Origin of the sequence: Bradyrhizobium neotropicale, assembly GCF_001641695.1 — a bacterium.
GTDB classification, from domain to species: domain Bacteria; phylum Pseudomonadota; class Alphaproteobacteria; order Rhizobiales; family Xanthobacteraceae; genus Bradyrhizobium; species Bradyrhizobium neotropicale.
Window position 1 is genome coordinate 1 of the sequence record NZ_LSEF01000041.1, and the last position, 23,426, is coordinate 23,426.

20 protein-coding genes are annotated in these 23,426 nt (G+C 63.7%); 15 read left to right on the forward strand and 5 right to left on the reverse strand.

The window, feature by feature from the left end; translation table 11 throughout:
* Window positions 1-102: 102 nt before the first annotated feature.
* Together AXW67_RS12635 and AXW67_RS12640 are read left to right on the forward strand one after the other, a co-directional pair.
* Entirely contained in the window at window positions 103-1,137 is a 1,035-nt protein-coding gene (locus tag AXW67_RS12635) for an IS110 family RNA-guided transposase (RefSeq protein ID WP_063676386.1), read from the forward strand.
* A gap of 216 nt (window positions 1,138-1,353) precedes the next feature.
* Window positions 1,354-1,833, forward strand: a complete 480-nt coding sequence (locus AXW67_RS12640) for an outer membrane protein (RefSeq protein WP_082907871.1) — start codon at window positions 1,354-1,356, stop codon at window positions 1,831-1,833.
* Between the two features lie 111 nt (window positions 1,834-1,944).
* Here AXW67_RS12640 and AXW67_RS12645 read toward each other — a convergent pair whose 3' ends face one another.
* Window positions 1,945-2,982, reverse strand: coding sequence for a thermonuclease family protein (locus tag AXW67_RS12645; protein WP_063678150.1), 1,038 nt, complete (start codon window positions 2,980-2,982; stop codon window positions 1,945-1,947).
* 306 nt (window positions 2,983-3,288) lie between these two features.
* Window positions 3,289-3,783: a hypothetical protein gene (locus tag AXW67_RS12650; RefSeq protein WP_063678232.1), complete on the reverse strand. Its 495-nt coding sequence runs from the start codon at window positions 3,781-3,783 to the stop codon at window positions 3,289-3,291.
* 293 nt (window positions 3,784-4,076) lie between these two features.
* On the opposite strand from AXW67_RS12650, the gene AXW67_RS12655 reads away from it, so the two are divergent.
* The 3 genes from AXW67_RS12655 (at window position 4,077) to AXW67_RS12665 (ending at window position 9,199) form a co-directional block, all read left to right on the forward strand.
* Window positions 4,077-7,130: an ATP-binding protein gene (locus tag AXW67_RS12655; RefSeq protein ID WP_063678233.1), complete on the forward strand. Its 3,054-nt coding sequence runs from the start codon at window positions 4,077-4,079 to the stop codon at window positions 7,128-7,130.
* A gap of 311 nt (window positions 7,131-7,441) precedes the next feature.
* Complete coding sequence (locus AXW67_RS12660; RefSeq protein WP_063678151.1) at window positions 7,442-8,659, forward strand: OpgC domain-containing protein; 1,218 nt, start codon at window positions 7,442-7,444, stop codon at window positions 8,657-8,659.
* A 51-nt stretch (window positions 8,660-8,710) separates the two neighbouring features.
* On the forward strand, window positions 8,711-9,199 hold the full coding sequence (locus AXW67_RS12665; RefSeq protein WP_063678152.1) for a DUF2059 domain-containing protein: 489 nt from the start codon (window positions 8,711-8,713) through the stop codon (window positions 9,197-9,199).
* Between the two features lie 45 nt (window positions 9,200-9,244).
* On the opposite strand, the gene AXW67_RS12670 is transcribed toward AXW67_RS12665, so the two are convergent.
* Window positions 9,245-10,450 carry an ABC transporter substrate-binding protein gene (locus AXW67_RS12670; protein ID WP_063678153.1) on the reverse strand — a complete coding sequence of 402 codons (1,206 nt, stop codon included), beginning with the start codon at window positions 10,448-10,450 and terminating at the stop codon, window positions 9,245-9,247.
* Window positions 10,451-10,616: 166 nt separating this feature from the next.
* On the opposite strand from AXW67_RS12670, the gene AXW67_RS12675 reads away from it, so the two are divergent.
* From AXW67_RS12675 to AXW67_RS12705, 7 genes are all read left to right on the forward strand, one after another.
* Window positions 10,617-11,384 carry a FadR/GntR family transcriptional regulator gene (locus tag AXW67_RS12675; protein WP_063678154.1) on the forward strand — a complete coding sequence of 256 codons (768 nt, stop codon included), beginning with the start codon at window positions 10,617-10,619 and terminating at the stop codon, window positions 11,382-11,384.
* A 113-nt stretch (window positions 11,385-11,497) separates the two neighbouring features.
* Window positions 11,498-13,111 (forward strand): acyl-CoA synthetase, encoded by a 1,614-nt coding sequence (locus AXW67_RS12680; protein WP_063678155.1) that lies wholly within the window; start codon window positions 11,498-11,500, stop codon window positions 13,109-13,111.
* Window positions 13,112-13,511: 400 nt separating this feature from the next.
* The gene (gene hemP / locus AXW67_RS12685; protein ID WP_063678156.1) at window positions 13,512-13,691 is read left to right on the forward strand and encodes a hemin uptake protein HemP; all 180 of its coding nucleotides are present in this window, start codon (window positions 13,512-13,514) and stop codon (window positions 13,689-13,691) included.
* Window positions 13,692-13,702: 11 nt separating this feature from the next.
* Window positions 13,703-14,833: a DUF6662 family protein gene (locus tag AXW67_RS12690; RefSeq protein ID WP_201723664.1), complete on the forward strand. Its 1,131-nt coding sequence runs from the start codon at window positions 13,703-13,705 to the stop codon at window positions 14,831-14,833.
* A gap of 9 nt (window positions 14,834-14,842) precedes the next feature.
* Entirely contained in the window at window positions 14,843-15,289 is a 447-nt protein-coding gene (locus AXW67_RS12695) for an FMN-binding protein (RefSeq protein ID WP_063678158.1), read from the forward strand.
* On the forward strand, window positions 15,286-16,122 hold the full coding sequence (locus AXW67_RS12700; protein ID WP_063678159.1) for an FAD:protein FMN transferase: 837 nt from the start codon (window positions 15,286-15,288) through the stop codon (window positions 16,120-16,122). The genes AXW67_RS12695 and AXW67_RS12700 overlap by 4 nt, the downstream gene beginning before the upstream one ends.
* Window positions 16,123-16,125: 3 nt before the next feature.
* On the forward strand, window positions 16,126-16,587 hold the full coding sequence (locus AXW67_RS12705; RefSeq protein ID WP_063678160.1) for a hypothetical protein: 462 nt from the start codon (window positions 16,126-16,128) through the stop codon (window positions 16,585-16,587).
* Window positions 16,588-16,640: 53 nt separating this feature from the next.
* Here the strand turns inward: AXW67_RS12705 and AXW67_RS12710 are convergent, their stop codons facing one another.
* Entirely contained in the window at window positions 16,641-17,843 is a 1,203-nt protein-coding gene (locus AXW67_RS12710) for an MFS transporter (RefSeq protein WP_027555587.1), read from the reverse strand.
* 185 nt (window positions 17,844-18,028) lie between these two features.
* Between AXW67_RS12710 and AXW67_RS12715 the strand changes: the two genes are divergently transcribed.
* Window positions 18,029-18,832 (forward strand): MBL fold metallo-hydrolase, encoded by an 804-nt coding sequence (locus AXW67_RS12715; RefSeq protein ID WP_063678161.1) that lies wholly within the window; start codon window positions 18,029-18,031, stop codon window positions 18,830-18,832.
* A gap of 52 nt (window positions 18,833-18,884) precedes the next feature.
* Here AXW67_RS12715 and AXW67_RS12720 read toward each other — a convergent pair whose 3' ends face one another.
* Window positions 18,885-20,027 (reverse strand): OpgC domain-containing protein, encoded by a 1,143-nt coding sequence (locus AXW67_RS12720; RefSeq protein ID WP_063678162.1) that lies wholly within the window; start codon window positions 20,025-20,027, stop codon window positions 18,885-18,887.
* 183 nt (window positions 20,028-20,210) lie between these two features.
* On the opposite strand from AXW67_RS12720, the gene AXW67_RS12725 reads away from it, so the two are divergent.
* A complete protein-coding gene (locus tag AXW67_RS12725; protein WP_063678163.1) occupies window positions 20,211-21,410 on the forward strand; it encodes an MFS transporter in 1,200 nt (399 codons plus the stop codon).
* Between the two features lie 137 nt (window positions 21,411-21,547).
* Window positions 21,548-23,425, forward strand: coding sequence for a molecular chaperone HtpG (gene htpG / locus AXW67_RS12730; RefSeq protein WP_063678164.1), 1,878 nt, complete (start codon window positions 21,548-21,550; stop codon window positions 23,423-23,425).
* Window position 23,426: the final 1 nt, after the last annotated feature.

Sequence of the window (23,426 nt, forward strand, 5' to 3'; positions counted from 1 at the left end):
GGCCCAGCTTGTGGATAGCTGAATATTTAAGGTGCTGCGCTTCAGGCTGATGGTGAAAACGAGGTCCGTGGTGACGGCCTCAAGCATCAGGAGAAGCGCAGCATGGACCATTTTGCCGGACTGGACGTATCGGTCAAGGAGACGAGTGTCTGCATTTTGGATGATACGGGCAAGATCTTGAAGGAAGTGAAGGTGGCGAGTGAGCCCCAAGCGCTTCTGAAGGTTCTGGGGAATCCCGCCTACCGCTTCAAGCGGATCGGACTGGAAGCCGGGCCGTTATCGCAATGGCTGTTCAGCGCTCTCGCCGAAGCCGAGTTACCAGTGATCTGTGTGGAGACTCGGCACATGCAGGCGGTGCTGAAGGCGCAGATCAACAAGACCGACCGCAATGACGCGCGCGGCATCGCTCAGATGATGCGGGTGGGAGTGTATCGCCCGGTGCATGTGAAGACGCTACGCAGCCAGAAACTGCGTATGCTGCTAACCCATCGCAAGCTATTGCAGTCGAAGGCCATCGCCATCGAGAACGATCTGCGAGGGACTTTGCGTAACTTCGGCCTCAAGGTGGGCATAGTCGGAATGGTGAGGTTCGAGGCCCGCATCCAGGAGCTTGTCGAGACTATTCCCGACTTGGCGATCCTGGTGGAACCGCTGCTCGTCGTGCGGCGGGCGCTACGCGAACAGATCATCATCCTGCACCGCCGCTTGCTGGCCATCGTGCGCGACGACGAGGTGTGCCGGCGCCTGATGACGACCCCCGGTGTCGGCCCGGTGGTGGCGCTGACCTATCGCGCGACCGTCGATGTGCCAGCCCGATTCCGAAAATCCAAGTCGGTCGGGGCAGTGTTTGGGCTGACGAGCTCCAGATATCAATCAGGCGAGATCGATTGGAGCGGCAGGATATCGCGCTGCGGGGATGAGATGATGCGGGTGATGCTCTACGAAGCAGCGCAGAGCATGTTGCATTCGAAGAAATGGTCCTGGCTCAAGGCCTGGGCCATGCAGATCGCCAGGCGTCGCGGAATGAAGAAGGCGATCGTGGCCCTGGCCCGTCGGCTGGCCGTCATCATGCACCGCATATGGGTCGATGGCACCGAGTTCCGGTGGACCCGGGAGCCAACCGCGACAGCAGCATGAAAACCGTTCAGGATCAAAGCCGATAGGAGGAAACTCGAGATCCACCCAGCAGTGGAAAGATGTCCCTCGCGGGACGATGGATGAGGTGAGTTCGCATGTCCGCTTGAACCTGTCGTTCAAACTAACGACAAGGCCGCGCAAAAGATTGTTCTACTTCGTCCTCGAATCCCATGATGGAAGGGCCCTGGTGCCGATTCCGAAGAGAAGCGCGAGCCCGTGAGCGACATCGACACTGCAGTGGCGGATAGTCTGAAAGTGCTTGACCTCAAACGGCCGATTAGAGAAGCTGACGTCAGCGGAACGATCCGAGGCCGCGCCGGCTTGGTGGTCGACAACGCGCTGGCTTATGTAACCGGCGGTGCTGCCTGGGCCGACGTTGAGCAGACCGGAATCGAATTCAACAATAACGTGTTCAGTCCGAGTCTCGGCGCTCCTACGGGGACCACTGCCAACCGCAGCGGCATGCTCTGGGGTGGGGTGATCGGAGCGGGTGTCGAGTTCGCCCTGAGCAACAACTGGATCGTCGGCGGTGAATTCCTTCACACGATCTATCGGGATCGTGATGCGAATATTGTAACTGCAGCTGGCGGCAATGCCTGCGCCAGTCCGTTCTTCGCGCACCCGAACTGCGTCGTTCGCAATCAGCTGACGACAGATGTCGCGCGCGTCAGGGTCAGCTACAAGTTCGGACAATAACGCGCCTGCGGGACTACGTTTCAAGGGCTGTCCCGAAGGGGACCTTCGCGGCCTTGATGGGAAAATGGCCCGCCTCGCGCGGGCCATTCTTGTTTTGCGGCTCGGGCGTCCTCAAAACGTCGTAATCGGCTTGCCGTTCGCGTCGACCAGCGACGATGGCGCTTCACCGAAGACCAGGCTGTCGGGCTGGAATTTGATGGTCTTGCCGCCCTCGACGAAGTCGGCGAAGTTGCGCGGCGTCGCCGCGTGCACGCCGTTCGCCAGGAAGTCGCTGGTCTCGTAGCAGGTGTCGGGCTTGCCGCCGGACCCCGTCGCCAGGAATTTCTGGAAATTCTGGCTCGTAATCTTGGCCTTCTTGCGCGCCGACCAGTTGGTGTAGCGCCGGTAGAGCTTCGGCAGGATCACCGGGCCCTTGTCGGTCGCGAGCACGCTGGTCTCGTTCTTCTTCGGCTCTCGCAGGTCGAAGTCGAAGGCGGGAATGGTCTTGGCGAGGTTCTTCCAGACCGGCAGCTTCTTGGTTCGCGCGGTCTTGGCGAGCGCGAGGAAGGCCTCGATCTCATCGTCGTTCATGGAGGAGTAGAACGTCGGATAAGCAAAGCCCTGTTCGACCAGCCAGTGGTTGATGTCGACCTTCTTGCCGCCGACCGTCACCTCGATGTCGCCGACCAGCCGCCCATATGTGTCGAACACCTCGTTCGGCGTATCGACATGGGTGAAGACGCGGCAGGCGAGCGTCGCCTCGCCGGTGCCGGCGAGGAAATCATGCAGCGCTTTGCTCGTCGTCGCGCCGAGGAATTGCCGGTAGGGATGCGTGACCTCGTGATAGGCCTCGCGCTTGGCCGCGGTCAGCCCCTTCTTCTCGGAAGTCGAAAGCGGGGACGGCTGATAGTGCAGCTCCGGCGCGTCGATGCCCTGAAGGCGGATGGTGAGCTTGCCGTTCTTGATCGGCGCCGTCGCGGTCCGGCCCTTGACCTTGGCGTTGTCGAAGACGTGGGTCGGCTGAAACGGCGCAGCATTGCTTTTGCGGAAGCGGATCGCCTCAGCCGCGATGCTCACAACGACCTTCGTGGTGTCGGCGTCCGAGCGTCCCTCCGGCCAGAACTGGCTGACATCGATCGTGCCTTCGACTTCCAACAGTCCAACGGGCATCGGCTGCTCCTGTCAAACGAGCGCAACGGTCGCCTCGAGGAAGCGACTCGTGTGCACACCTTCAGGTAGCGAATCATTTTCGTGCGACAGCCCGGTGACGGGAGGTCCAACGGGTGCGCTGCATCATTTCCGTGTGGACAGCCGCGGCCTTGCGCCAGGTCACCCTACGAGGCGGCTGACGGGCTGACGGGAAGAGCCAAGTGGGGGGAGGTCCGTCGCACAAGGCTCATGCGCCTGGCGCGCACGGCAGTGGCGACGAACCTCATTGTTTGACTGAAACGGACGCTTCCGCCCCGCAGCCGCAGGTCAGGGTCTGTGCGGACAGACCATCGTCAGATAGAGCAGCGTCGGTGCCTTGTCCTCGCCCTTGTCGTACTCCCACTCCAGCCGGATCTCGTGCCGGTGGGCATAGGCGTCGCTTGCCTCGTGGGTGATGATGTTGGTCTTCATCGGAATCGGCGGCTCGGAATTGAAGCATTTCCGGACGCAGGCATCGAGCAGATCGCATCGCGTCAGGGGGACGACGCCGGGCTCATCCTTGGACAGCGGGATCGTGTTCGGCTGGGTGCTGAGGTCGACGCGAGCCCGACCCTTCTCCTTGTGCCAGTATTTGGCGCTTCCCTGCGGCCACTTCGAGGCCGGAGTCAAAATCAGGTGGTACTGGCCGTATTCCAAAGTCGGCAGGTCGATGTCGTCCGATGCCTTGAGCTTCGCGACGCTCTTTTTCATGTTCTCCAAAGGAAAGTAATTACTGTTCATCAAGTCTCGAAATGACTTGCCGTTGTACACCCTTCCGCCCATCACCTTGTCCTTCGATGCAATCAAATCAATCAGGGAAAACGTGCAGCCCGGCAAAGCTCGTCGGCCGGAATAAAAGCCTCGATGCCCCCCAAGTGCCCGCGACGCCATTTTTTTTGCGCAAGGAACGGTACCACTCAAGAATGTGCTTCGTCCAGAGCGCTACCATTCGCTGACGCAGGTGTGCATCCCTGCAAGTTCGATTGCCATGCGTTTCCCGATAGGTCATCTTGATCGAAGCTCTTCGCGGGCGGTGGCCGGCAGAGAAGGCCATCGTGACCTTTGAAGGCACAGGAATGCATTGCGCCGCGTGTCAGTCGACGATCGAGCCGGGCGATCGCTGGTGCCCCATATGCGGGGCGATCACGCGACGCTCCGATCCCGATAGCGAACGCCGATTCGTCACCATCCTCCGCGCCGATGTCATCGATTCCACCGGGCTTGTTGCCGAGCTGGAGCCGGAGGACGCTGTCTCGCGCCTGGAGCCGGCCTTGGCCGCGATGAGAGGCGCGGTGCGCCAGTTCGGGGGCATCGTCAGCAAGGAGCTGGGTGATGGGCTTGCGGCGGTGTTCGGTGCACCGATCGCGGACGACAACCATGCGCCGCTCGCCTGCCATGCGGCGATCGAACTCGTCCGGCGCGTCTCCGGCCTCGGCGATCCCGGCCTGCAGGTGCGGGTTGGCCTCCACTCCGGCCACGTCGTCGCCTACATGGTCGCCAGCGAGTTTTCCAAGGTCTATGAGATCGGCGGGGCCGCCCAGCATCTCGCGGCGCGGCTGGAGGCTGAGGCCGAGGCGAATCAGATCTACGTGTCGGAAGCCTGCCAGAAGCTCGCGGACGGACATGTTCGTTTCGAGTTTCTCGGCGGCAAGGCGCTACGCGGATTCAGCCAGCCGCTGCCGGTCTACCGCATCGTCGGCGCCAGCGATCTTTCGAGCTGGCGCGTGCGACGAGCACGCAGCATTTCACGGTTCGTCGATCGCACGACGGAGCGAGCGCTGTTGGGGCGCGCTGCGGAACGTGTCGGTACTGGCCGTCAGACAGTCCTGCTGCTGGGCGACGCCGGTATCGGAAAGTCGCGATTGGCGCACGAGTTTGCCCAGGAGCTCAAGGCCGATGGCTGGCGCCTGATCGACGCCGAGTGCAGCCCGAACCTTCAGGGCGCGCCGTTCAGTACACTCAAGCGCCTGCTGCTCTCGATCCTGGATGCGGCCGCGAGGAATCCGGACGGTTCAGGAGACCCCCGGGGCGATCGGCCGCTGATCCAGCGATGCGCCCTCGATGCCGTGCTGGATCTGCCGATATCGGAGCCGCAGTGGACCGAATTGGAGCCTCATGCGCGGGGGCGCGCGATTTCCGATGCGAGCTGCGCAATCGTCGAGAGTATGACGCGTCACCATCGCACGGTGGTTCTGCTCGAGGACCTGCACTGGATCGACCGGGCCAGCGATGCGGTCGTGGCCGCGATTGCTTCGCTGCAGATGCCTGGCCTTCTCGTGCTCCTCACCTCCAGGCCTAACGGCATGCCGGTCTGGATCGCGCGGTGCCGCGCGGAGGTCGTCGCGATGCGGCCCCTCGACGATGATTCGGGGCTTGCCATGCTGGCCGACATGCTCGGCCCCTCCGTTGCGAACGCCGATCTGAAGAACCGGATCATTTCGCATACGGCCAATGTGCCTCTCTTCATCGAGGAGGTCTGCCGCGGGCTGAAGGACAGCGGAACGCTTCGCGGTCAATGGGGCGATCTCGCGCTCGTGCGTCCGATAGATGAACTCGGCATCCCCACGAGCATCCAGGGCGTGATTGCGGCGCGCCTTGATCGCGTGTCGAGGCAGGAACGTTCCCTTCTCCAGATCGCCGCAGCGCTTGGGTCGCGATTGGACGTTGCCATGCTGCGGAAGATTGCGAAGCTGCCCGAGAAGGTCCTGCAGGATAGCCTTGCCGCGCTCGATCGCACCGAGCTGCTGGTCGGGATCGATCGTGATTTGGGCGACGCGCTCGAGTTTCGGCACGAGATGGTTCGTCAGGTGACGTATGACTCGATGGTCGAAAAGGTGCGCGAAGACATTCATGCGCGCATCCTTGCAACGTTCGAGACGGACGGAACGTGCGCCGATGAGCCCGATACGCTGTGCTATCACGCGGTGCGGGCCAAGGATTGGCAAAAGGCGTTTGGCCACGGCACGGACGCTGGGCGGAAATCCTTGAGCCGCTCGGCCTTTGCCGATGCGGCCAACTATTTCGAGATCGCGATGGGCTCGCTCGACAAGACGCCGATGACGCCCTTGCGGGAGGCGGATGCCATCGATCTACGGATGGAAGCGCGCGCGGCGTTCATCGCGTCGGGTCACGTCGCGGAATGGTTGGACCTCGGAAAGGAGGCCGCGCGCCGCGCCGACGCAATCGATGACATCGGTCGCAAGGTCGCCGCCATGACGGTCGGAGCGGGTGCTCAGAATTTCTATGGAACGCCAGTCGATGCGGTCGCGGTTGGCGAGGAGGTCGTCCGCCTGGCCGAACAGTGGGGCAATCCGGGTTGGCTTAATCTCGCCCGATATGGTCTCGGGCAGGCCTACTTCCTCGCCGGCCGCTACCGCGATGCCGAACGAACCGTCGCGCGGGCCCACGAACAACTGGCGGGACCCGAGCCCCGTGCCCCGATCGGTACGGCGCCCAAAAACCTGCTCGTGCTCTGCTGCATGATGATGAGCTTCACCCACATCATCATGGGCGAGCTCGATGCCGCCGAGCAGCTCCAGCAGCAGGCGGCCGCGATCGCGGAAGAGACCAACCGTCCCTATGACCGTGTCGCCGCAGCCTATAGCGGCGGCTGGCTGATGCTGGGGCGGAACGATCCGGCGGCGGCCGCTGCCATTCTCGAACAGGGTTTCGTGCTGGCGCAGAAGCACGGCATCCGGCTGTTCGTGCCGGTGCTCGCCTGCCATCTCGGCATGGCCTATCTGGAGCAGGGCCTGTTCGACCGGGCGCGCGGCATGCTGGCCGAAGCGCGCGAGGAGGCGAAGGCGGTCGGCTATACCTCGGCGGTCCTGCGCAGCTCGATCTACCTTGCGCTTGCCACCAGCCGCCTCGGCGATACCCAGGCCGCGCAGAACATGTTGCGCGAGGCGCGCAACACGGCGCGTCAGCAGGGATTTTCCGGCCTCGAGGCCGAAGCCCTGTTCGGCGAAGCCACGGTGACGCCGCCATCGAGCGCGGAGAACAAGGCGGCGATCCTTTCCGCCCTGCGCGCGACGATCGCGATTGCATCCGAGAGCGGCGCGCTCCCGCTCAGGCAGAGGGCAGAGGCGATGCTGAACGAGATGCCCGTCCGTGGCGATGAGCTGATCTGACCCGCTCTCTCCCGGCTTGGCGTGTGATCTTACCATCGTGCCGGTGTTTTGCCCGACGTGTCAAATGGGTTTCGCCGGCGACACAAGGCCCTAACGGGCCGCGGCTACTTTGCATGGGGTTGTTTTCGACATTTTATGGAAGCCCTGCCGTTCCGGCTCCCGTCACGGCGACAAAGACCCTTGCGCCGACGCCAAGGTGGGGTACCGTTGGCTGCTGCCCGAAGGGCTAGGTGTTTTATTGACGAAGCTTTTTTAGCATCCCATTTTGCCGGCGCCGCGACGGCGCGACGCCCACCGAAAGAGGCGGGGCCATGATCATACGGGACCAGTCGGCTCTCTTGTCTCCGATCGAGCGCGATCTGCGGCTCGATCTCTTCCGCGGCATCGGCCTGTGGATGATCTTCCTCGATCACATCCCGCACGACGTCGTAGCCTGGCTGACCTTGCGCAATTACGGCTTCAGCGACGCCGCCGAGTTCTTCGTCTTCATCTCGGGCTATCTGGTCGGCTGGATCTACGGACCGATCGTCGCCGGCGGCTGGTTTCTCGCCGCCCTCAAGCGGCTGTGGCGGCGGGCGGCCGAGCTGTACGTTGCCCACATCATGCTGTTCCTGCTGTTCACGGCGCAGATCGCCCGCACCGCGCGCCGCTTCGACAATCCGATGTATGAGCACGAGTTCAACGTGTTCAACTTCCTGGCGCATCCGGACGAGCTGATCGGGCAGGCGATCATTCTGAAATACAAGCCGGTCAATCTCGACGTGCTGCCGCTCTACATCACGCTGGTGTTTGCCTCGCCCTTCATCGTCTGGGGCCTGGTCCGACGGCCGAACCTGACGCTCGCCGCGTCCGTCGTGCTCTACGTGCTGTCACGCTGGTTCGACTGGAACGTCGCCTCCTATCCGCCCGGCACGAAATGGTACTTCAACCCGTTCTGCTGGCAGCTCATGTTCGTGTTCGCAGCCTGGTGCGGCACCGGCCAGATCGACAGGATCGCAACATGGGTCTGGTCGAAGGCGACGATGGGACTGGCTGCCGCCTGGATCATCTTCGCCCTGCTGATCGTGATGACCTGGCACATCCACGCGCTCGAGGCACTGATCCCGAAATGGATGATCAAGGCGATCTACCCGATCGACAAGACCGACCTCGACATGCTGCGCTTCACGCATTTCCTGGCGCTGGCGATCTGGGTGACTTATTTCGTCTCGCGCAAATGGAAGGCGCTGCACACGGTCTGGCTGCGGCCCGTCATCCTGTGCGGCCAGCATTCGCTGCCGATCTTCTGTCTCGGCGTGTTCCTGTCGTTCTCGGCGCACTGGATCCTGACCCAGTACACCAAGGGCGTATGGGAGCAGCTTGCGGTTTCGATTGCCGGCATCGTCATCATGATCGGTGCCGCATGGCTGCTCGACCGCGCCAAGCGGGTGCCGAACCTGTTCGTGAACGTGGCTGAGGTCGAGGAGCCTGAAGCCCTGGCCGAGGCCGCGCCGGCCGCGACCGCTACCGTGGCGCCTGCGAGCCGCTGAAGGCGTCGCGGCGCCAGCCTGCATTCGGCCTGCATTCTCTTGGAGAGGTCCATGTCCAGACGTTTGCTCACGATCGCCGGCATCCTCCTGCTCCTCGTCTGCGGGGCGTCGGCCGAGACGCCGTCGCCCGAGGCGATGAGCGCAGCGCGCAAGCTCGTCGTCACGCTTAGGATCGCGGACCAGTATCGTGCGCTGCTGCCGCAGCTCCTGCTCAAGCTGAGGCCCGTGGTCGCGCAGGACAGGCCGGAGATCGAGCGCGACTATGATGCGATGACGGCACCTGGCGCGGATATCTATGCGCCGTTCTTCGCGTCGATGATCGACCAGATGGCCGCCGTCTACGCCGCCAGTTTCACCATCGACGAGCTGCGCCAGATCGAGGCCTTCTACGCCCAACCGGCCGGGCAGAAGCTTCTGTCGAAGTCGGATGCGCTGGCGCAAGCGAGCGCCCAGATCGCCCAGGATGTCAGCCAGAGGGCCGCCGATGAGCTGAAGCAGCGCCTGATCGAGGCGCTGCGCCAGAAGGGGCATAAGCTCTGAGATCGAACCCGTGTGGGGGCGGGCACGCGGGCATTGCCCGCGATCTTACTTCACCAGCGGGCAGCCGCCGTCCTTCAGCGGCCGGAAGGCCTGGTCGGCGGGGACCTCGGCGAGCAGCTTGTAATAGTCCCACGGGCTGTTCGATTCCTCGGGCTTCTTGACCTGGAACAGGTACATGCTGTGCACCATGCGGCCGTCCTCGCGCAGCACGCCGTTGTCGGTGAAGGCGTCGCGCACCGGCAGCTCGCGCATCTTGGCCATAACCGTCTTGGTGTCCCTGGTGCCCGCGGCCTGCACCGCCTTGAGGTAATGCAGCGTCGCGCTGTAGGTCGCGGCCTGGTTCATCGTCGGCATGCGCTTGACGCGCTCCAGGAAGCGCTTGCCGAAGGCGCGGGTCCTGTCATTGAGGTCCCAGTAATAGGCCTCGGTGATGATCAGCCCCTGCGCGAGCTTCAGGCCCAGGCTGTGCACGTCGGAAATGAACATCACGATCGCGGCCAGGTTCTGGCCACCGGCGACGATGCCGAACTCGCCGGCCTGCTTGATCGCGTTGATGGTGTCGCCGCCGCCATTGGCAAGTCCGATGATCTTGGCCTTGGAGGCCTGGGCCTGCAGCAGGAACGAGGAGAAGTCGGCCGTGTTGAGCGGATGCTTGACGCTGCCGAGCACCTTGCCGCCGGCGGCCTTCACGACGTCGCCGGTATCGCGCTCGACCGAATGGCCGAACACGTAGTCGGCGGTGAGGAAGAACCAGGTGTCGCCGCCGTTCTTGACGATGGCGCTGCCGACCGTGTGCGCGTTGGCATAGGTGTCGTAGGTCCAGTGCGCGGTGTAGGGGGAGCAGGACTTTCCGGTGATGTCGGAGCTCGCCGCGTCAGTCACGATCATCACCTTCTCGTACTGCTTCGACAGCTCCATCACCGCAAGCGCCGTGGCCGAGGTCGGCAGGTCGATGATCATGTCGACGCCCTCGGTCTCCCACCATTTGCGGGCGATCGAGGCGGCGACGTCCGGCTTGTTCAGCACGTCGGCAGAGACCATGTCGATCGGCTTGCCGAACATCTGCCCGCCAAAGTCCTCGATGGCCATCTTGGTGGCTTCGACATTCCCCATGCCGCCGATGTCGGAATAGACCGACGAGAAGTCGGACAGCACGCCGATCTTCAATGGGGTCTGCTGGGCGGACGCGGGATTGATCAGGGCGGCCGACAGCAGGCCGGCCGCAGAAACGAGTGCTGCGATGGGTCTCATGGAAGCGTTTCCTCTTGTGTGAGACTATACTGTCCCTTTGTCCGACAAAGTTAGAGTCGGGTTCCGGCAGAGTCAATTTGCTGCATCTGCAGTATGCGTGACGCTATTTGACGCGCTTTCCGACTGATCCTATAGTTTGTCGGACAATCGCCATTGGGAGGTCGGTTTGGCCGTCGCGCCGTTGTTTCGTCCGATCGATGTCGCGCCGGCCTATCAGAAGGTCGCCGACGCCATCGAACGCGAGATCGTCAATGGCCGGATCAAGCCCGGCGATCCCATCGGCACCGAGCACGACCTTGTGCGGCAGTTCGGCGTCAACCGCTCGACCATCCGCGAAGGCATTCGCGTGCTGGAGGAGGGCGGGCTGATCCGCCGCGATTCCTCGCGCCGTCTGCACGCCTGCCTGCCGCGCTACAGCAAGCTCGCGAGCCGCCTCAGCCGGGCGTTGGTGCTGCATGAGGTGACGTTCCGTGAGCTCTACGAGGCCTCGATGACGCTGGAGGTCGCGAGCATCGAGGGGGCGGTGGAGCGGGCGACGGAAGAGAACATCGCAGAGCTCACCGACAATCTCGCGCGCAGCGAGGCCGTGGTCGGCAATCCCGCGGCGCTCGCCGAATGCGATGCCGAATTCCATGTGCTGGTCGCGAAGGCGTCGCAGAACCGCGTGCTTCAGCTCGCGCGCGAGCCGGCCGCGCAATTGTTCTATCCGACCACCGAGATGATCGTGACCGGCGTTGCCGAAGGCGGTCCGCGCCTCGTCGCGGCGCATCGCCATCTCATCGACGCGATCCGCCGCCGCGACCGCGAGGCCGGCGTGCTGTGGACGCGCCGGCATTTGCAGGACTGGCGGCGCGGTTTCGAGAAGATCGCGAACCTCGATCGCTCGGTCGAGCACATGTACATGGAGCACGCGCAGGCGGCCCGGCGCAGATAGCGCATGATCCGGAAAAGTGTGAAGCGGTTTTCCGAAAAGATCATGCGCAAGAAAAGACAAGCCGCAAGAATTCAACGAAATCTAGCAAATAAAGACATCAAACGGAGGGACACATGACCGGCGACATCACAGCCACCATCGCGAAAGCCCGCGAGCATTCCATCGGCGATCTCCTGCGCCGCTCGGCGGGCCGCGAGCCGGACAAGCTCGCGGTGAGCTGCGGCGATGTGAGCTGGAGCTTTGCGGAGTTGGACGCGATCTGTAACCGGCTCGGCCGCGGCTTGCTCGGTCTCGGCGTGAAGAAGGGCGACCGGCTCGCGGTGCTCTCGCGCAATTCGCATGCCTTCGCCGCGCTGCGCTTTGCCGTGGCGCGGATCGGCGCGGTGCTGGTGCCGATCAACTTCATGCTCAATCCGGACGAGATCAATTTCATCCTGAAGAGCTCCGGCGCAAAGCTGCTCGCGACCGGTCCGGATTTCGTCGAGCCCGCACGTGCCGCGTCCGCCAAGGAATGCGCGGTCGAGAAGATGATCTGGCTGCCGGGTGAGGATCCGGCCAAGGCGCCCGCGGGCCTCACCACCTTCGACGAACTTCTGATCGCCGACGGCTCGTTCCTTGAGGCTTCCGTCGACAGCCGCGACCTCGCTCAGATCGTCTACACCAGCGGCACGGAATCGCTGCCCAAGGGAGCGATGCTGACCCATGAGGCCGTGATGTGGCAGTATGTCAGTTGCATCATCGACGGCGGCATGAGCGTCGAGGACAAATATCTGCACGCGCTGCCGCTCTATCATTGCGCCCAGCTCGACGTCTTCCTGGGGCCGCAAATCTATCTCGGCGCCTCCGGCGTGATCACGGGCAAGCCGACCGCGGACAATATCCTGGCGCTGATCCAGGCGCACAGAATCACCTCCTTCTTCGCGCCGCCGACGATCTGGATCGCAATGCTGCGCTCGCCGAACTTCGACAAGACCGACCTGTCGACGTTGCAGAAGGGCTATTACGGCGCCTCGATCATGCCGGTGGAGGTGCTGCTCGAGCTGCAGCGCCGCCTGCCCAACGTCAAGTTCTGGAATTTCTACGGCCAGACCGAGATCGCGCCCCTCGCGACCGTGCTGCGGCCCGAGGACCAGTTGCGCAAGGCCGGCTCCGCCGGGAAGCCTGTGCTCAACGTCGAGACGCGCGTGGTCAATACCGCGATGGAGGATGTGAAAGTCGGCGAGGTCGGCGAGATCGTGCACCGCTCGCCGCATCTGCTCTCCGGCTATTACAACGATCCCGTGAAGACGGCGGCGGCGTTTGCCGGCGGCTGGTTCCACTCCGGCGATCTCGCGACCGTCGACGCCGAGGGCCACATCACCGTGGTCGACCGCGTCAAGGACATGATCAAGACCGGCGGCGAGAATGTCGCGAGCCGCGAGGTCGAGGAGATGGTCTACCGCATTCCGGAGGTGTCCGAGGTTGCAGTCGTCGGTCTGCCTGATCCGCGCTGGATCGAGGCGGTGACCGCGATCGTCGTGGTCAAGAGCGGCGAAAAGCTGGACGAGGACGCCGTCATCAAGCACTGCGCCGGCCAGATGGCGCATTTCAAGGTGCCCAAGCGCGTCATCTTCGTCGACAGCCTGCCGAAGAACCCCAGCGGTAAGCTGCTCAAGCGCGAGCTGCGCCAGCGCTTCGTCGGCGGCGAGACGCTCGACAAGGCGATCCAGAAGAATTTCGGGACGTGAGACGCGCAGTGTCGTCTTGAGGTGTGGGCACGTTCGCGCCTCGCCTCTCATTTAGACGATTTCCAAATCGGCCGGCTTGACCGTCGGCGCGATGGTGCTTTGCCGTCGTTCGGCAATCTTATCTAGTTGATCCCGTTGGCGGAGCAGGCCAGCAACAATTGGAAACGTGCGATCGTTCCGCATCGATTGTTAGATTGATTCTAGCTGGGGCATATTGTCTCAACCTCACTTCGCAGTTTATTGCGGTCATCAACCGAGCGAACGGCTCGCAGGCCTGGGGTGGGCGCTGTGAGAACGAGTTGGGCCGAAACTCTGGAATCCAGACAGGCGAGTCCGCCGGCGGTTGCGCGTCGGCGAAGAGCGATGTCGGCTGGCCGATGGGGGCGCTTACGAAACGTCGATGGCGGACAAATCTGTTGAAGACAATCGCACGGACGCTGCACAGCCGGCGGCGCGCGCGCCGCGAACGGTCAGCAGTCGAGACCTCCTGGGAGGCGAGCGGCTCTTGGTCATTCAGCACGAGGAGGAGATCTATCGCCTGCAGCTCACGGCTGCAGGCAAGCTCATCCTGACGAAATAGCGGGCGGGGATTTGGGGAATTCCCGCCGGCACGAAGTCAATGCAGGTCACGTTTTCAGCCAGCCACCTCTGCGAGAGCGGAGGAAGCCAGCCACAGAACCGATCTCTGGAAGTGGTCTTGGCACGAACCCGAAAAAGGGGGCGATGGTTGGAATGAATTACCTGTTCAAATCTCAAACAGCTGGGCAACAGCGCAACGCTACGTTCGAGGCGGTTCGCCGGATGCCCGTATGCACGGGCCACGCAGCCCGTGCGGCCGTGCTTGCCGCGATGCTCGCGACGGTCGCCTCGGCCGCCTCCGCCGAAGAATCGATTTTCGCTTTCGTCTACACCACTGACCTCTTGCCCCAAGGCAAGTCCGAGGTCGAGCAATGGATGACGTGGCGGCATCAGAAGAACGGCGGAACCTACGATCAGATCGAAGGGCGCACCGAGTATGAGTATGGTCTTGCCAGCAACCTGCAAGGCGCGATCTACCTCAACTATGCCTGGACGCAGGCCTATCACAACGGTCCCTTCAACGCGACGACGCCGCCCGAGCAGTTCGCGGACTACAATGCGGGGCCCGATGATTTCTTCAACGCCAAACGCTTCACCGGCGTTTCCGGTGAGTTGATCTACCGCATTCTCAGTCCCTATACCGACGGCATCGGCCTTGCGCTCTACACCGAGCCGACCATCGGCAAGAACTTCTTCGAGCTGGAAAACAAAGTTATCCTGCAGAAGAATTTCTTCGACGACCTGCTGACCATTGCGGTGAACTTCACTTACGCGCCGGAATACCGGAACGTTCCGAGTGACGACAATCCGACGGTGCTCAACTGGCAGGAGGAGACTGACGTCAATTTCGGGATCGGCGTCTCCTACCGCTTCATCGAGAATTGGTCCGCCGGCTTCGAATTCCTGAACGAGCGCGAGTACAACAGCTTTGATTTCAGTCACATGTCGAACAGTGGCTACTACCTCGGCCCCACCATTCATTTCGGCGGAGAACGTTTCTTCTTCACGGCGACGGCGCTCTGGCAAATGCCGTGGGCGAGCGTGCACACGGATACCGTGCCGGGCACGCTGGTGAACCATCTGGTGCTCGACAACGACTTCGAGCGATTCCGCTTTCGATTCAAGGCCGGCTATACGTTCTGAGGTGATGTGATGAAAGCAAGTCATTGGGTGTGGCTGCCGGTTGCCGCTATCAGCACCTCGGCCTATGCGACGACCTATTTCAGCGTCGAGCAGGCGCAGCGGGCGATCTTCCCCGGTGCTTCGTTCACGAGCACCGGCAAGCCGAATACCTGGTGGACGTCCAACGGCGGCTATTTCGTCGTCGAGCGCGTCGTGGGCAAGCACGAGTACATCACGGTTGCGATCGGCATCAACCCGAACGGCACGGTCAAGCAGATCGAGATTATGGACTACCGCGAATCCTATGGTTACGAGGTTCGCGACGCATCGTGGCGCGCGCAGTTCGTCGGCAAGAGCGCGAACTCGCCGCTGCAGCTCGGTGCCGACATCAAGAACATCAGCGGCGCGACGCTGTCGTCCAAGCACATCACTGACGGCGTGAAGCGGGTCCTCCAGGGCCTGAAGGCCAGCGGATGAGGCGGGCACGCCCGCTACTCGGGACGTTCGTCGAGATCGAGGCCAACGGCCTTGTCGATTCGGCGCTAGATCGAGCTATCGCGCATGCGTTCGAGGCAATCGAGCGCGTCCATCGGCTGATGAGCTTTCACGACCCGGACAGCGACATTTCGCGTCTCAACCGCCACGCCGCATCCGCGCCGGTGGCTGTGGATCCCTGGACGATGAAGGTCCTGCGCAAAGCCCGCAAGCTATACCAGGCGACCGACGGCCTGTTCGATTGCGCGGTCGGCCATGAAGCGATTGAGCGCGGACTGTTGCCCTCGCTGGGCCTCGACCAGCTCGAGCGCGGGACATTTGCGGCGCTCGAGTGCGTTTCCGCCACGGCGATCAGGTTTTCGACGAGGATCGCCATCGACCTTGGAGGTATTGCCAAGGGATTTGCGGTCGACCGCGCCGTCGCGACGTTGCGAGCCCATGGCGTTCGCGACGCGCTGGTCAATGCCGGCGGCGACATGCGGGTGATGGGTGAGACGCCACAGCCCGTCCACATTCGCTGTCCGGATGACGAGCGACACCTGCTGCGGGTCGGGCTCCTGCGCAACGCCGCGATCGCCACCTCTGCGGCTGGGGCGACCGTGCGCAAGGGCAGTGTGCAGGCTGCGCCGGCGGCAACGTTCGCATCCGATCCTGAGGGTGCAGCCTATTCAGTGGTCGCTCCGACGTGTCTGCTGGCCGACGCCTTGACCAAGGTCCTGGTGCAACTCCGCGATCCGCATGCCGCCTGCTTTGGGCGCTTCGGAGCGATGGCCTTCGTCACGGCCTCGGGTGAAATCAAGGGCAGGGCGGTCTGAATCATGCGTCTCGGACCCTGGCAGAAGACGGCAGTCCTCTTCACGGTCACCATGGTCGGTCTGTCGGGCCTGCTGTGGTTCATCTTCCATGATCTCCTTGCTGACGATTGGAGCGAGCCCGCTCGCATTCTCCTCATGCTGCATGGCGTCACGTCCTACGCGCTTCTGGTGATCGTCGGTTCGCTTCTGCCGCTTCATGTCAGGGCGGGATGGCTGCGCCGACAAAACATCATTACCGGCGTTGCGGTGACCGCGACCATGGCCATTCTGAGCGTCACCGCGCTTGTGTTGTACTACGGCGGTGAGGAGACCCAAGCGGTTGCGAAGTGGGTGCACCTTGCGGTCGGAGTGGGCTGTATCATTCTGTTCCCCGCGCATGCCTTCATGAAGTCGAGCTCGCGTGAGTCCGCTGCCGGGATGGCAATCGAAGAGGAGACGCGGCGCCTGACGGTCGAATCGCGCTGAGGTGCACGCGAAATGATCCGACATGAAGCGTGTGGTCGGCCGAAACGCGTTCGCTAATACTTCTTCACCGCTGCCCCAAACGCCAGCCACAGCGCGATCGACGCCAGCCCAAAGCAGCCGAGCAGCAGGAAGGTGGGACCGTAGCCGATCCATTGTGTGATCCAGCCGCCGAGCGCGGGGCTGAGGCTGGCGCCGACGCCCTGCACGGTGATGACGGCGCCTTGGCCGAGGTTAATGCGGCCGGTGCCGTTGAGGGAGCGGGCGACCATGCCGGGGACGGCGACGGTCTGAAGTCCGGTGCCGATGCCGTCGAGCACCTGCATCGGCACGACCCCCCACCACCCCGTGAGGAAGAACGCGAGCACGCCGCGGACGGGCAGGAACATGAAGGAGACCAGGATCACCGGCCAATAGTTGCGCTTGCCCGCAACATGCATGCCGATCAGCGAGGTCGCGATCATCACGCCTTGCGCGATCACGATCGTGGTCGCGACGAAGCTCGGCCCGTTGGCCTGGCTCTCGGCCACCGCCGCAAGTCCATAGAGCGGCACGATCGCGGCGTTGCCGAGCTGGAACAGCGCAAGTGCCACCGCCAGCACGAGCAACGGCTTGTGCCTGAGCAGCATGGTGAGGGCGTCCGGCGGGTGATCAGGATCGTCCTCCTTGCTGCCGCGCGCGGCGCGGTCGTCGATCGCCTTCGCCGGAATCATCAACACGCAGGCGATCGCGATGGCGCCGAATGCCGCCGCCAGCACGAACACCGAGACATAGCCAAACTTGTAGCCGAGATAGCCCGACAGGGCTGCGCCGGCCATGTTGCCGGCGTGGTTGAACGCCTGGTTGCGGCCGTTCAACGCATTGAAGCCTTTCTGCTTGGCAATGCCGAGCGTGATGCCGGTCACCGCCGGCACGATCGCAGCGCTCGCGAGCGACTGCGCCACCTGCGAGAAAGTCACGGCCCAGAAGTTCTGCGAGATCAGGATGATCGCCGAGGCCAGAACGACGCAGATGCCGGGGATGACGACCCAAAGCCGCTTGTTGCGGCTGGCATCGATGAAGCCGCCGATCGGCGTGGTGATCAGCATGCCCGCGATGTTGCCGATCGTCAGCGCTGTGCCGATCAGCCCGGTCGCCCAGCCGCGCTCCTGCAGGAATACGCCGACGAACGGCCCGATGCCGGACTGCATGTCGGCCATGAAGAAGTTGACTGCGAACAGGGGCCAGAGACGGAGCCGGGAGGGGGAGCGCGATGTCATCGAGACGCTGAACGCAATGCTGCCAAAACGAATTGGGTCCCGTGCAAAGGTGATGTGAGCTCCGGTCGATCGCGCCGGCGCGGATAAAAAGTCAACTGGCGCTGATCGAGTTGGTTCCGTTCCCCCTTGCGATCGAAGCGTCGCGGTGTCACCTCATTGCTGTCCCGTCTCTTTCGGATCACGCCATGCCTCTCTGGACCTGCGAAACCTGCGGCGCGCAATTCCCCGATAGCGGAACGCCGCCGACCTCCTGCCCGATCTGCGAGGACGAGCGCCAATATGTGAACTGGAAGGGGCAGACCTTCCTCACCCGCGAGGCGTTAGCGGAACGTCACCGGCTGGTCTGGCGTGAGGATCTCGGCCTCACCGGCCTCGCGCTCGAGCCGAGCTTTGCCATCGGGCAGCGCGCGCTGCTGGTGCCGCTCGGCGACGGCTGCGTGATGTGGGACTGCGTGCCGCTGGCGACCCCGGCAGCGGTTGCGCAGGTGCGTTCGCTCGGCGGGCTGAAGGCGATCGCGATCTCCCATCCGCATTACTACGGCGCGCTCGCCGATTGGAGCGAAGCGTTCGGCGGCGTTCCGGTCTATCTGCACGCAGACGATCGCCAGTGGGTGACGCGGCCGCATCCGTCGATCGTGCACTGGACGACAGACAGCCAGCGCATCTCGGACGACGTGCTGCTCCTGCGCACCGGCGGTCATTTCGCCGGCGCCACCATGCTGCATTGGTCGCGCGGCGCGGACGGCAAGGGCGCGCTGCTCACCGGCGACATCGCGCAGGTGACGATGGACCGACGTTTCGTCAGCTTCATGTATTCCTATCCGAACTATATGCCGCTCAACGCGGCCGCGGCACGGCGGATCGCCACCGCGGTCGCGCCGCTCGCATTCGACCGCATCTACGGCGCCTGGTGGGGCCGCAACATCGCGGTGGGCGCCAAGGCGGCGTTTGCCGCTTCGGTGGAGCGATATATCGCGGCCATCGCCTGAGCCGCGACGATCGGCATCCGCAGCCGTTGGCCCGGGCGCGCAGGCCGGGCGGTTAGGCGCGCTGCCGCAGGGCTGCCGGCAGGTCTTGCCGCTTCGACCAGGCGATGTAATAGGCGACCGCGGTCATGGCGGCGAAGCCGGCGAGACTCACGACGATCTGCATCACCACCAAATTGGGTCCGGTGATCAGGATGAGATGGCCGGCGAAGGACAGGAATACGCCGACGCAGAACACCGCGAGCCACTCCTCGCCGCATCTGATGACCATCTGCAGCGACTTCCATTGCAAGGCCGGATGGTCGGCCGGCACGAAATGCGTGGCGAGGAAGGCGAGCGCGAGGAAGTGCACGACGCGGTAGGGCGCGAGGTTCTCCCTGTCGGTCGGCGAGATGCCGTTGAGCAAGAAATCCGGCAGGTAGGCGGCGAGCGCCGGCGAATGCCGCATCAGCATCAATGCCATCGCGAACACGAGATAGGCGCCAGCGAGTGCGCGCAGCCAGGCCATGCCGTGCAGCGCGCGGCCGGGCGCGCCGGTCACGGCGAACCAGCCGCCCAGCACCATCAGCATCTGCCAGCAGAACGGATTGAAGGTCCATTCCTGGTCCGGATAGAGGCGAAAGCTCCAGTCGAACCAGCGCGCGGCGACATACAGCGCGACCGATGCCGCAAGCGTCAGGTTCGGACTCCGCAACAGACCCCACAGCGCGAACGGAAAGAACGCCATCAGCGGGATCATCAGTTGCAGAAGGTCGAGGTTCAGCGGCTCTTCCTGCAGCACCAGTCCCCGCACCAGGATCCGCAGCGGATGCTCCAGGATGCCGGAGATGTTGTATTCGTGGATGATCTCCGGCGCCATCGACTGCGAGGCGACATAGGCGATGGTGTCGATGTAGATCACGAACAGCACGACATAGGCGGCATAGAGCCGCCAGACACGGCGGAAGATCCGCGTCGCCGCGACGACGTAGCCGCGCTCCAGCGCCATCCTGCCGTGGATGATGGCAACGCCATAGCCGACCACGAACACGAACAGGTCGGCGGCGCCGCTGAAGCCGAAATTGCGCAATGTCAGCAGGTTGGCAACATTGTTCGGAATGTGGTCGATGAAGATAGACCAGTTGGCAATCCCGAGCGTCAAATAGAGCCGGGCATCATGCTGAAATGCGGCGAGGTTCGCCTGGACGGACGGTTTCATCGAAAAATGGCTTTTGGAATCAGGGGCGCTGCTTTTAGCGGCAACGACCGCCCTATCCGAGTAGCGATTGCGTGAACGTTAGTCCGCTCGCCCGGACGACGAAAAATTTCGCATATCGACCTGTCGATTTCCCGCAGGCCCGTTCGTCTTGGAGCCAGCGCAACTTCTGCAAAGGGGAACGACATGAACTCCTATCGTTGGGTGATCGTGGCCTGCGGGGCCCTGATGACCTGCGTCGGCATCGGCGCGATGTTTTCGCTCGCGGTCTATCTCCAGCCGATGTCGGCCGACACCGGCTGGTCGCGGACCGGTATTTCGAGTGCGATGACGATCGACTTCCTGGTGATGGGCGCGGCGGGCTTCGGCTGGGGCGCGCTGTCCGATCGCATTGGTCCGCGCGCGGTCACGCTGACGGGCGCGTGCCTGCTCGGGCTTGGCCTCGTGCTGGCAAGCGGGACGACGTCGCTCGTCTCGTTCCAGCTCACCTATGGCGTGCTGGTCGGGCTCGCCGCCGGCGCCTTCTTCGCGCCGATGATCGCGGCCGCCACCGGCTGGTTCGAGCCCAAGCGCAGGAGCCTTGCGGTGTCGCTCGTCTCCGCCGGCATGGGCGTCGCGCCGATGACGATCTCGCCGTTCGCGCGCTATCTGATCTCGACCTATGACTGGCGCACGGCGATGATGACGATCGGCATCGCCGCGTGGGTCCTCCTGATCCCTGCCGCGCTGCTGGTGCGGCGCGCGCCTGCAGAACTCCCATCGGGGCCAGCGCGTGCCGTCGACGAGCCGAGGCTCAGCGTCGGCGAAGCGCTGCGCTCGCCGCAATTCATCGTGCTGGCGCTGACCTTCTTGCTGTGCTGTGGCGCGCATTCGGGACCGATCTTCCACATGGTGAGCTATGCCATCGGTTGCGGAATCGCGCCGCTTGCGGCGGTGTCGATCTACAGCGTCGAGGGCCTCTCCGGGCTGGGCGGACGCCTGCTGCTCGGCCTGCTCGCCGACCGCTTCGGCGCAAAGCCGGTGCTGATCTGTGGGCTCCTGGTGCAATCCGTCTGCATCGCGGTCTATCTGTTCGTGAACCGCCTCGAGGCTTTCTATGCGATCGCGGTCGTGTTCGGCACGGCCTATGGCGGCGTGATGCCGCTCTATGCGGTGCTGGCGCGGGAGTCCTTCGGCCAGCGCATCATGGGCACCGTGTTCGGCGCCTTGACCATGGTCTCGGCGATCGGCATGGCGTTCGGTCCATGGGCCGGCGGACGCATCTTCGACGCCAACAACAGCTACGCCTGGCTCTACCTCGGTGCCTCCGGCATCGCGCTTGCGGCGGTGCTGGTGGCGCTGGTGTTCTCACCGCGGCGCGAGGCGCAGGTGCTTCAGCCGGCGTGATTTGGGTTGGCCAGCCGCCGCCGCTTGATAACCCTCCCCTCCAGGGGAGGGTAAGACCCCCCATCACATCCTCTTGATCCCCCGTCTCATCGCGCTATATCCCGGGTTTCTTCCCTTCGATTTGACCGGGTAAACGCATGACGACCACAGATACGGCTGCACACACGCAGCCCTTCCAGGCCGAGGTTTCGGAGCTCCTGCACCTGATGGTGCACTCGGTCTATTCGGAGACCGACATCTTCCTGCGCGAGCTCGTCTCCAACGCGTCGGACGCCTGCGACAAGCTCCGCTACGAGGCGATCGCCAATCCGGCGCTGCTGGGTGAGGGCGATGCGCTCAAGATCCGCATCGCCCCGAACAAGGCCGCCGGGACGCTCACGATCGCCGACAACGGCATCGGCATGGAGCGGCAGGAGCTGATCGACCATCTCGGCACCATCGCCCGCTCCGGCACCAAGGCCTTCGTGGCGAAGCTGAAGGAGGCCAAGGACGGCCTCGGCCTGATCGGCCAATTCGGCGTCGGCTTCTATTCCGCCTTCATGGTCGCCGAGAAGATCGTCGTCATCAGCCGCCACGCCGCCGAGAGCGACGTCTGGACCTGGACCTCCTCCGGCGGCTCCGGCTTCGAGATCGCCCGCGCCGGCGAGGAGGACGCCGGTCGCGTGACGCGCGGCACCGAGATCGTGCTGCACCTGAAGGACGACGCGAAGAAATACCTCGAGACCTACGAGATCGAGCGCATCGTCGGCGCCTATTCCGACAACATCCTGTTTCCCATCGAACTCGTACCGGAAGAGGGCGAGCCGCGCCAGATCAATTCGGCGAGCGCGCTGTGGCAGCGGTCGAAATCCGAGCTGACCGCGGAGGACTACAAGAAGGCCTATCAACAGATCGCCTCGGCCTTCGACGATCCCGCGATGACACTGCATTATCGCGCGGAAGGCCGTTACTCCTACGCGGTTCTGCTGTTCGCGCCGTCGGCCAAGCCGTTCGACCTGTTCGAGCCCTCACGCAAGGGCCGCGTCAAGCTCTATGTCCGGCGCGTCTTCATCACCGACGATGCCGATCTGTTGCCGGGATATCTGCGCTTCGTCCGCGGCGTCGTCGATAGCGAGGACCTTCCGCTCAACATCTCGCGGGAGATGCTCCAGAACAATCCGCAGCTCGCACAGATCCGCAAGGCGGTGGCGACCCGCGTCGTCAACGAGCTCGAGAGCCTCGCCGAGAAGGACGTGGAGGCCTTCGCCAAGATCTGGGACGCGTTCGGTTCGGTTCTCAAGGAAGGCATCTACGAGGATTTCGAGCGCCGTGAAAAGCTGCTCGCGCTGTCGCGCTTCACCACGACCGCCGGCGAGAAGCGTTCGCTCAAGGACGTCGTCGCAGCCTTCAAGCCGAACCAGACCGAGATCTATTATCTCGTCGGCGACAGCATCGAGCGGCTGAAGTCCAATCCGCGGCTCGAGGCGGCAACCGCGCGCGGCATCGAGGTGCTGCTGCTGTCCGACCCCGTCGACGCCTTCTGGACCTCGATGCCGACGGAGTTCGACGGCAAGCCGCTGAAGTCGCTGAGCCAGGGTGACCTCAATCTCGACCTGATCCCGCGCCTCGACGAGAACGACGAGGCGAAGCAGGACGAGCCGGCCGCCGATGAGGCTTCCACCATCGCCGTGATCAAGGCCTCGCTCGGCGAGCGCGTCAGCGACGTCAAGGCGTCGACGCGCCTCACCAGCTCCGCCTCCTGTCTCGTCGCCAGCACCGAGGGCCCAAGCCGCGAGCTGGAGCGCATCCTGGCGCAGCAGAACCGCGGCATGCGCACCAGGCCGATCCTGGAGATCAACCTGCGCCATCCGATGGTGGCGGCGATCACCAGGGCCCAGGCCGGCTCAGAGGTGGTCGACGATCTCAGCCTGCTCCTGCTCGAGCAGGCGCAGATCCTCGATGGCGAATTGCCGGAAGACCCGGCCGCGTTCGCGGCCCGGCTGAACCGGCTGGTGCTGCAGGGGCTGGGCGGTTAGG

Bases quoted from the DNA above. Each gene is read 5' to 3' on its own strand.
- AXW67_RS12700 (WP_063678159.1), top strand. From the start codon at position 15,286: ATGAGGCGGGCACGCCCGCTACTCGGGACGTTCGTCGAGATCGAGGCC.
- AXW67_RS12720 (WP_063678162.1), bottom strand. From the start codon at position 20,027: ATGAAACCGTCCGTCCAGGCGAACCTCGCCGCATTTCAGCATGATGCC.
- AXW67_RS12665 (WP_063678152.1), top strand. From the start codon at position 8,711: ATGTCCAGACGTTTGCTCACGATCGCCGGCATCCTCCTGCTCCTCGTC.
- AXW67_RS12645 (WP_063678150.1), bottom strand. From the start codon at position 2,982: ATGCCCGTTGGACTGTTGGAAGTCGAAGGCACGATCGATGTCAGCCAG.
- AXW67_RS12710 (WP_027555587.1), bottom strand. From the start codon at position 17,843: ATGACATCGCGCTCCCCCTCCCGGCTCCGTCTCTGGCCCCTGTTCGCA.
- htpG (WP_063678164.1), top strand. From the start codon at position 21,548: ATGACGACCACAGATACGGCTGCACACACGCAGCCCTTCCAGGCCGAG.
- AXW67_RS12715 (WP_063678161.1), top strand. From the start codon at position 18,029: ATGCCTCTCTGGACCTGCGAAACCTGCGGCGCGCAATTCCCCGATAGC.
- AXW67_RS12660 (WP_063678151.1), top strand. From the start codon at position 7,442: ATGATCATACGGGACCAGTCGGCTCTCTTGTCTCCGATCGAGCGCGAT.
- AXW67_RS12705 (WP_063678160.1), top strand. From the start codon at position 16,126: ATGCGTCTCGGACCCTGGCAGAAGACGGCAGTCCTCTTCACGGTCACC.
- AXW67_RS12695 (WP_063678158.1), top strand. From the start codon at position 14,843: ATGAAAGCAAGTCATTGGGTGTGGCTGCCGGTTGCCGCTATCAGCACC.
- hemP (WP_063678156.1), top strand. From the start codon at position 13,512: ATGGCGGACAAATCTGTTGAAGACAATCGCACGGACGCTGCACAGCCG.
- AXW67_RS12725 (WP_063678163.1), top strand. From the start codon at position 20,211: ATGAACTCCTATCGTTGGGTGATCGTGGCCTGCGGGGCCCTGATGACC.
- AXW67_RS12635 (WP_063676386.1), top strand. From the start codon at position 103: ATGGACCATTTTGCCGGACTGGACGTATCGGTCAAGGAGACGAGTGTC.
- AXW67_RS12670 (WP_063678153.1), bottom strand. From the start codon at position 10,450: ATGAGACCCATCGCAGCACTCGTTTCTGCGGCCGGCCTGCTGTCGGCC.
- AXW67_RS12680 (WP_063678155.1), top strand. From the start codon at position 11,498: ATGACCGGCGACATCACAGCCACCATCGCGAAAGCCCGCGAGCATTCC.
- AXW67_RS12655 (WP_063678233.1), top strand. From the start codon at position 4,077: ATGCATTGCGCCGCGTGTCAGTCGACGATCGAGCCGGGCGATCGCTGG.
- AXW67_RS12650 (WP_063678232.1), bottom strand. From the start codon at position 3,783: ATGGGCGGAAGGGTGTACAACGGCAAGTCATTTCGAGACTTGATGAAC.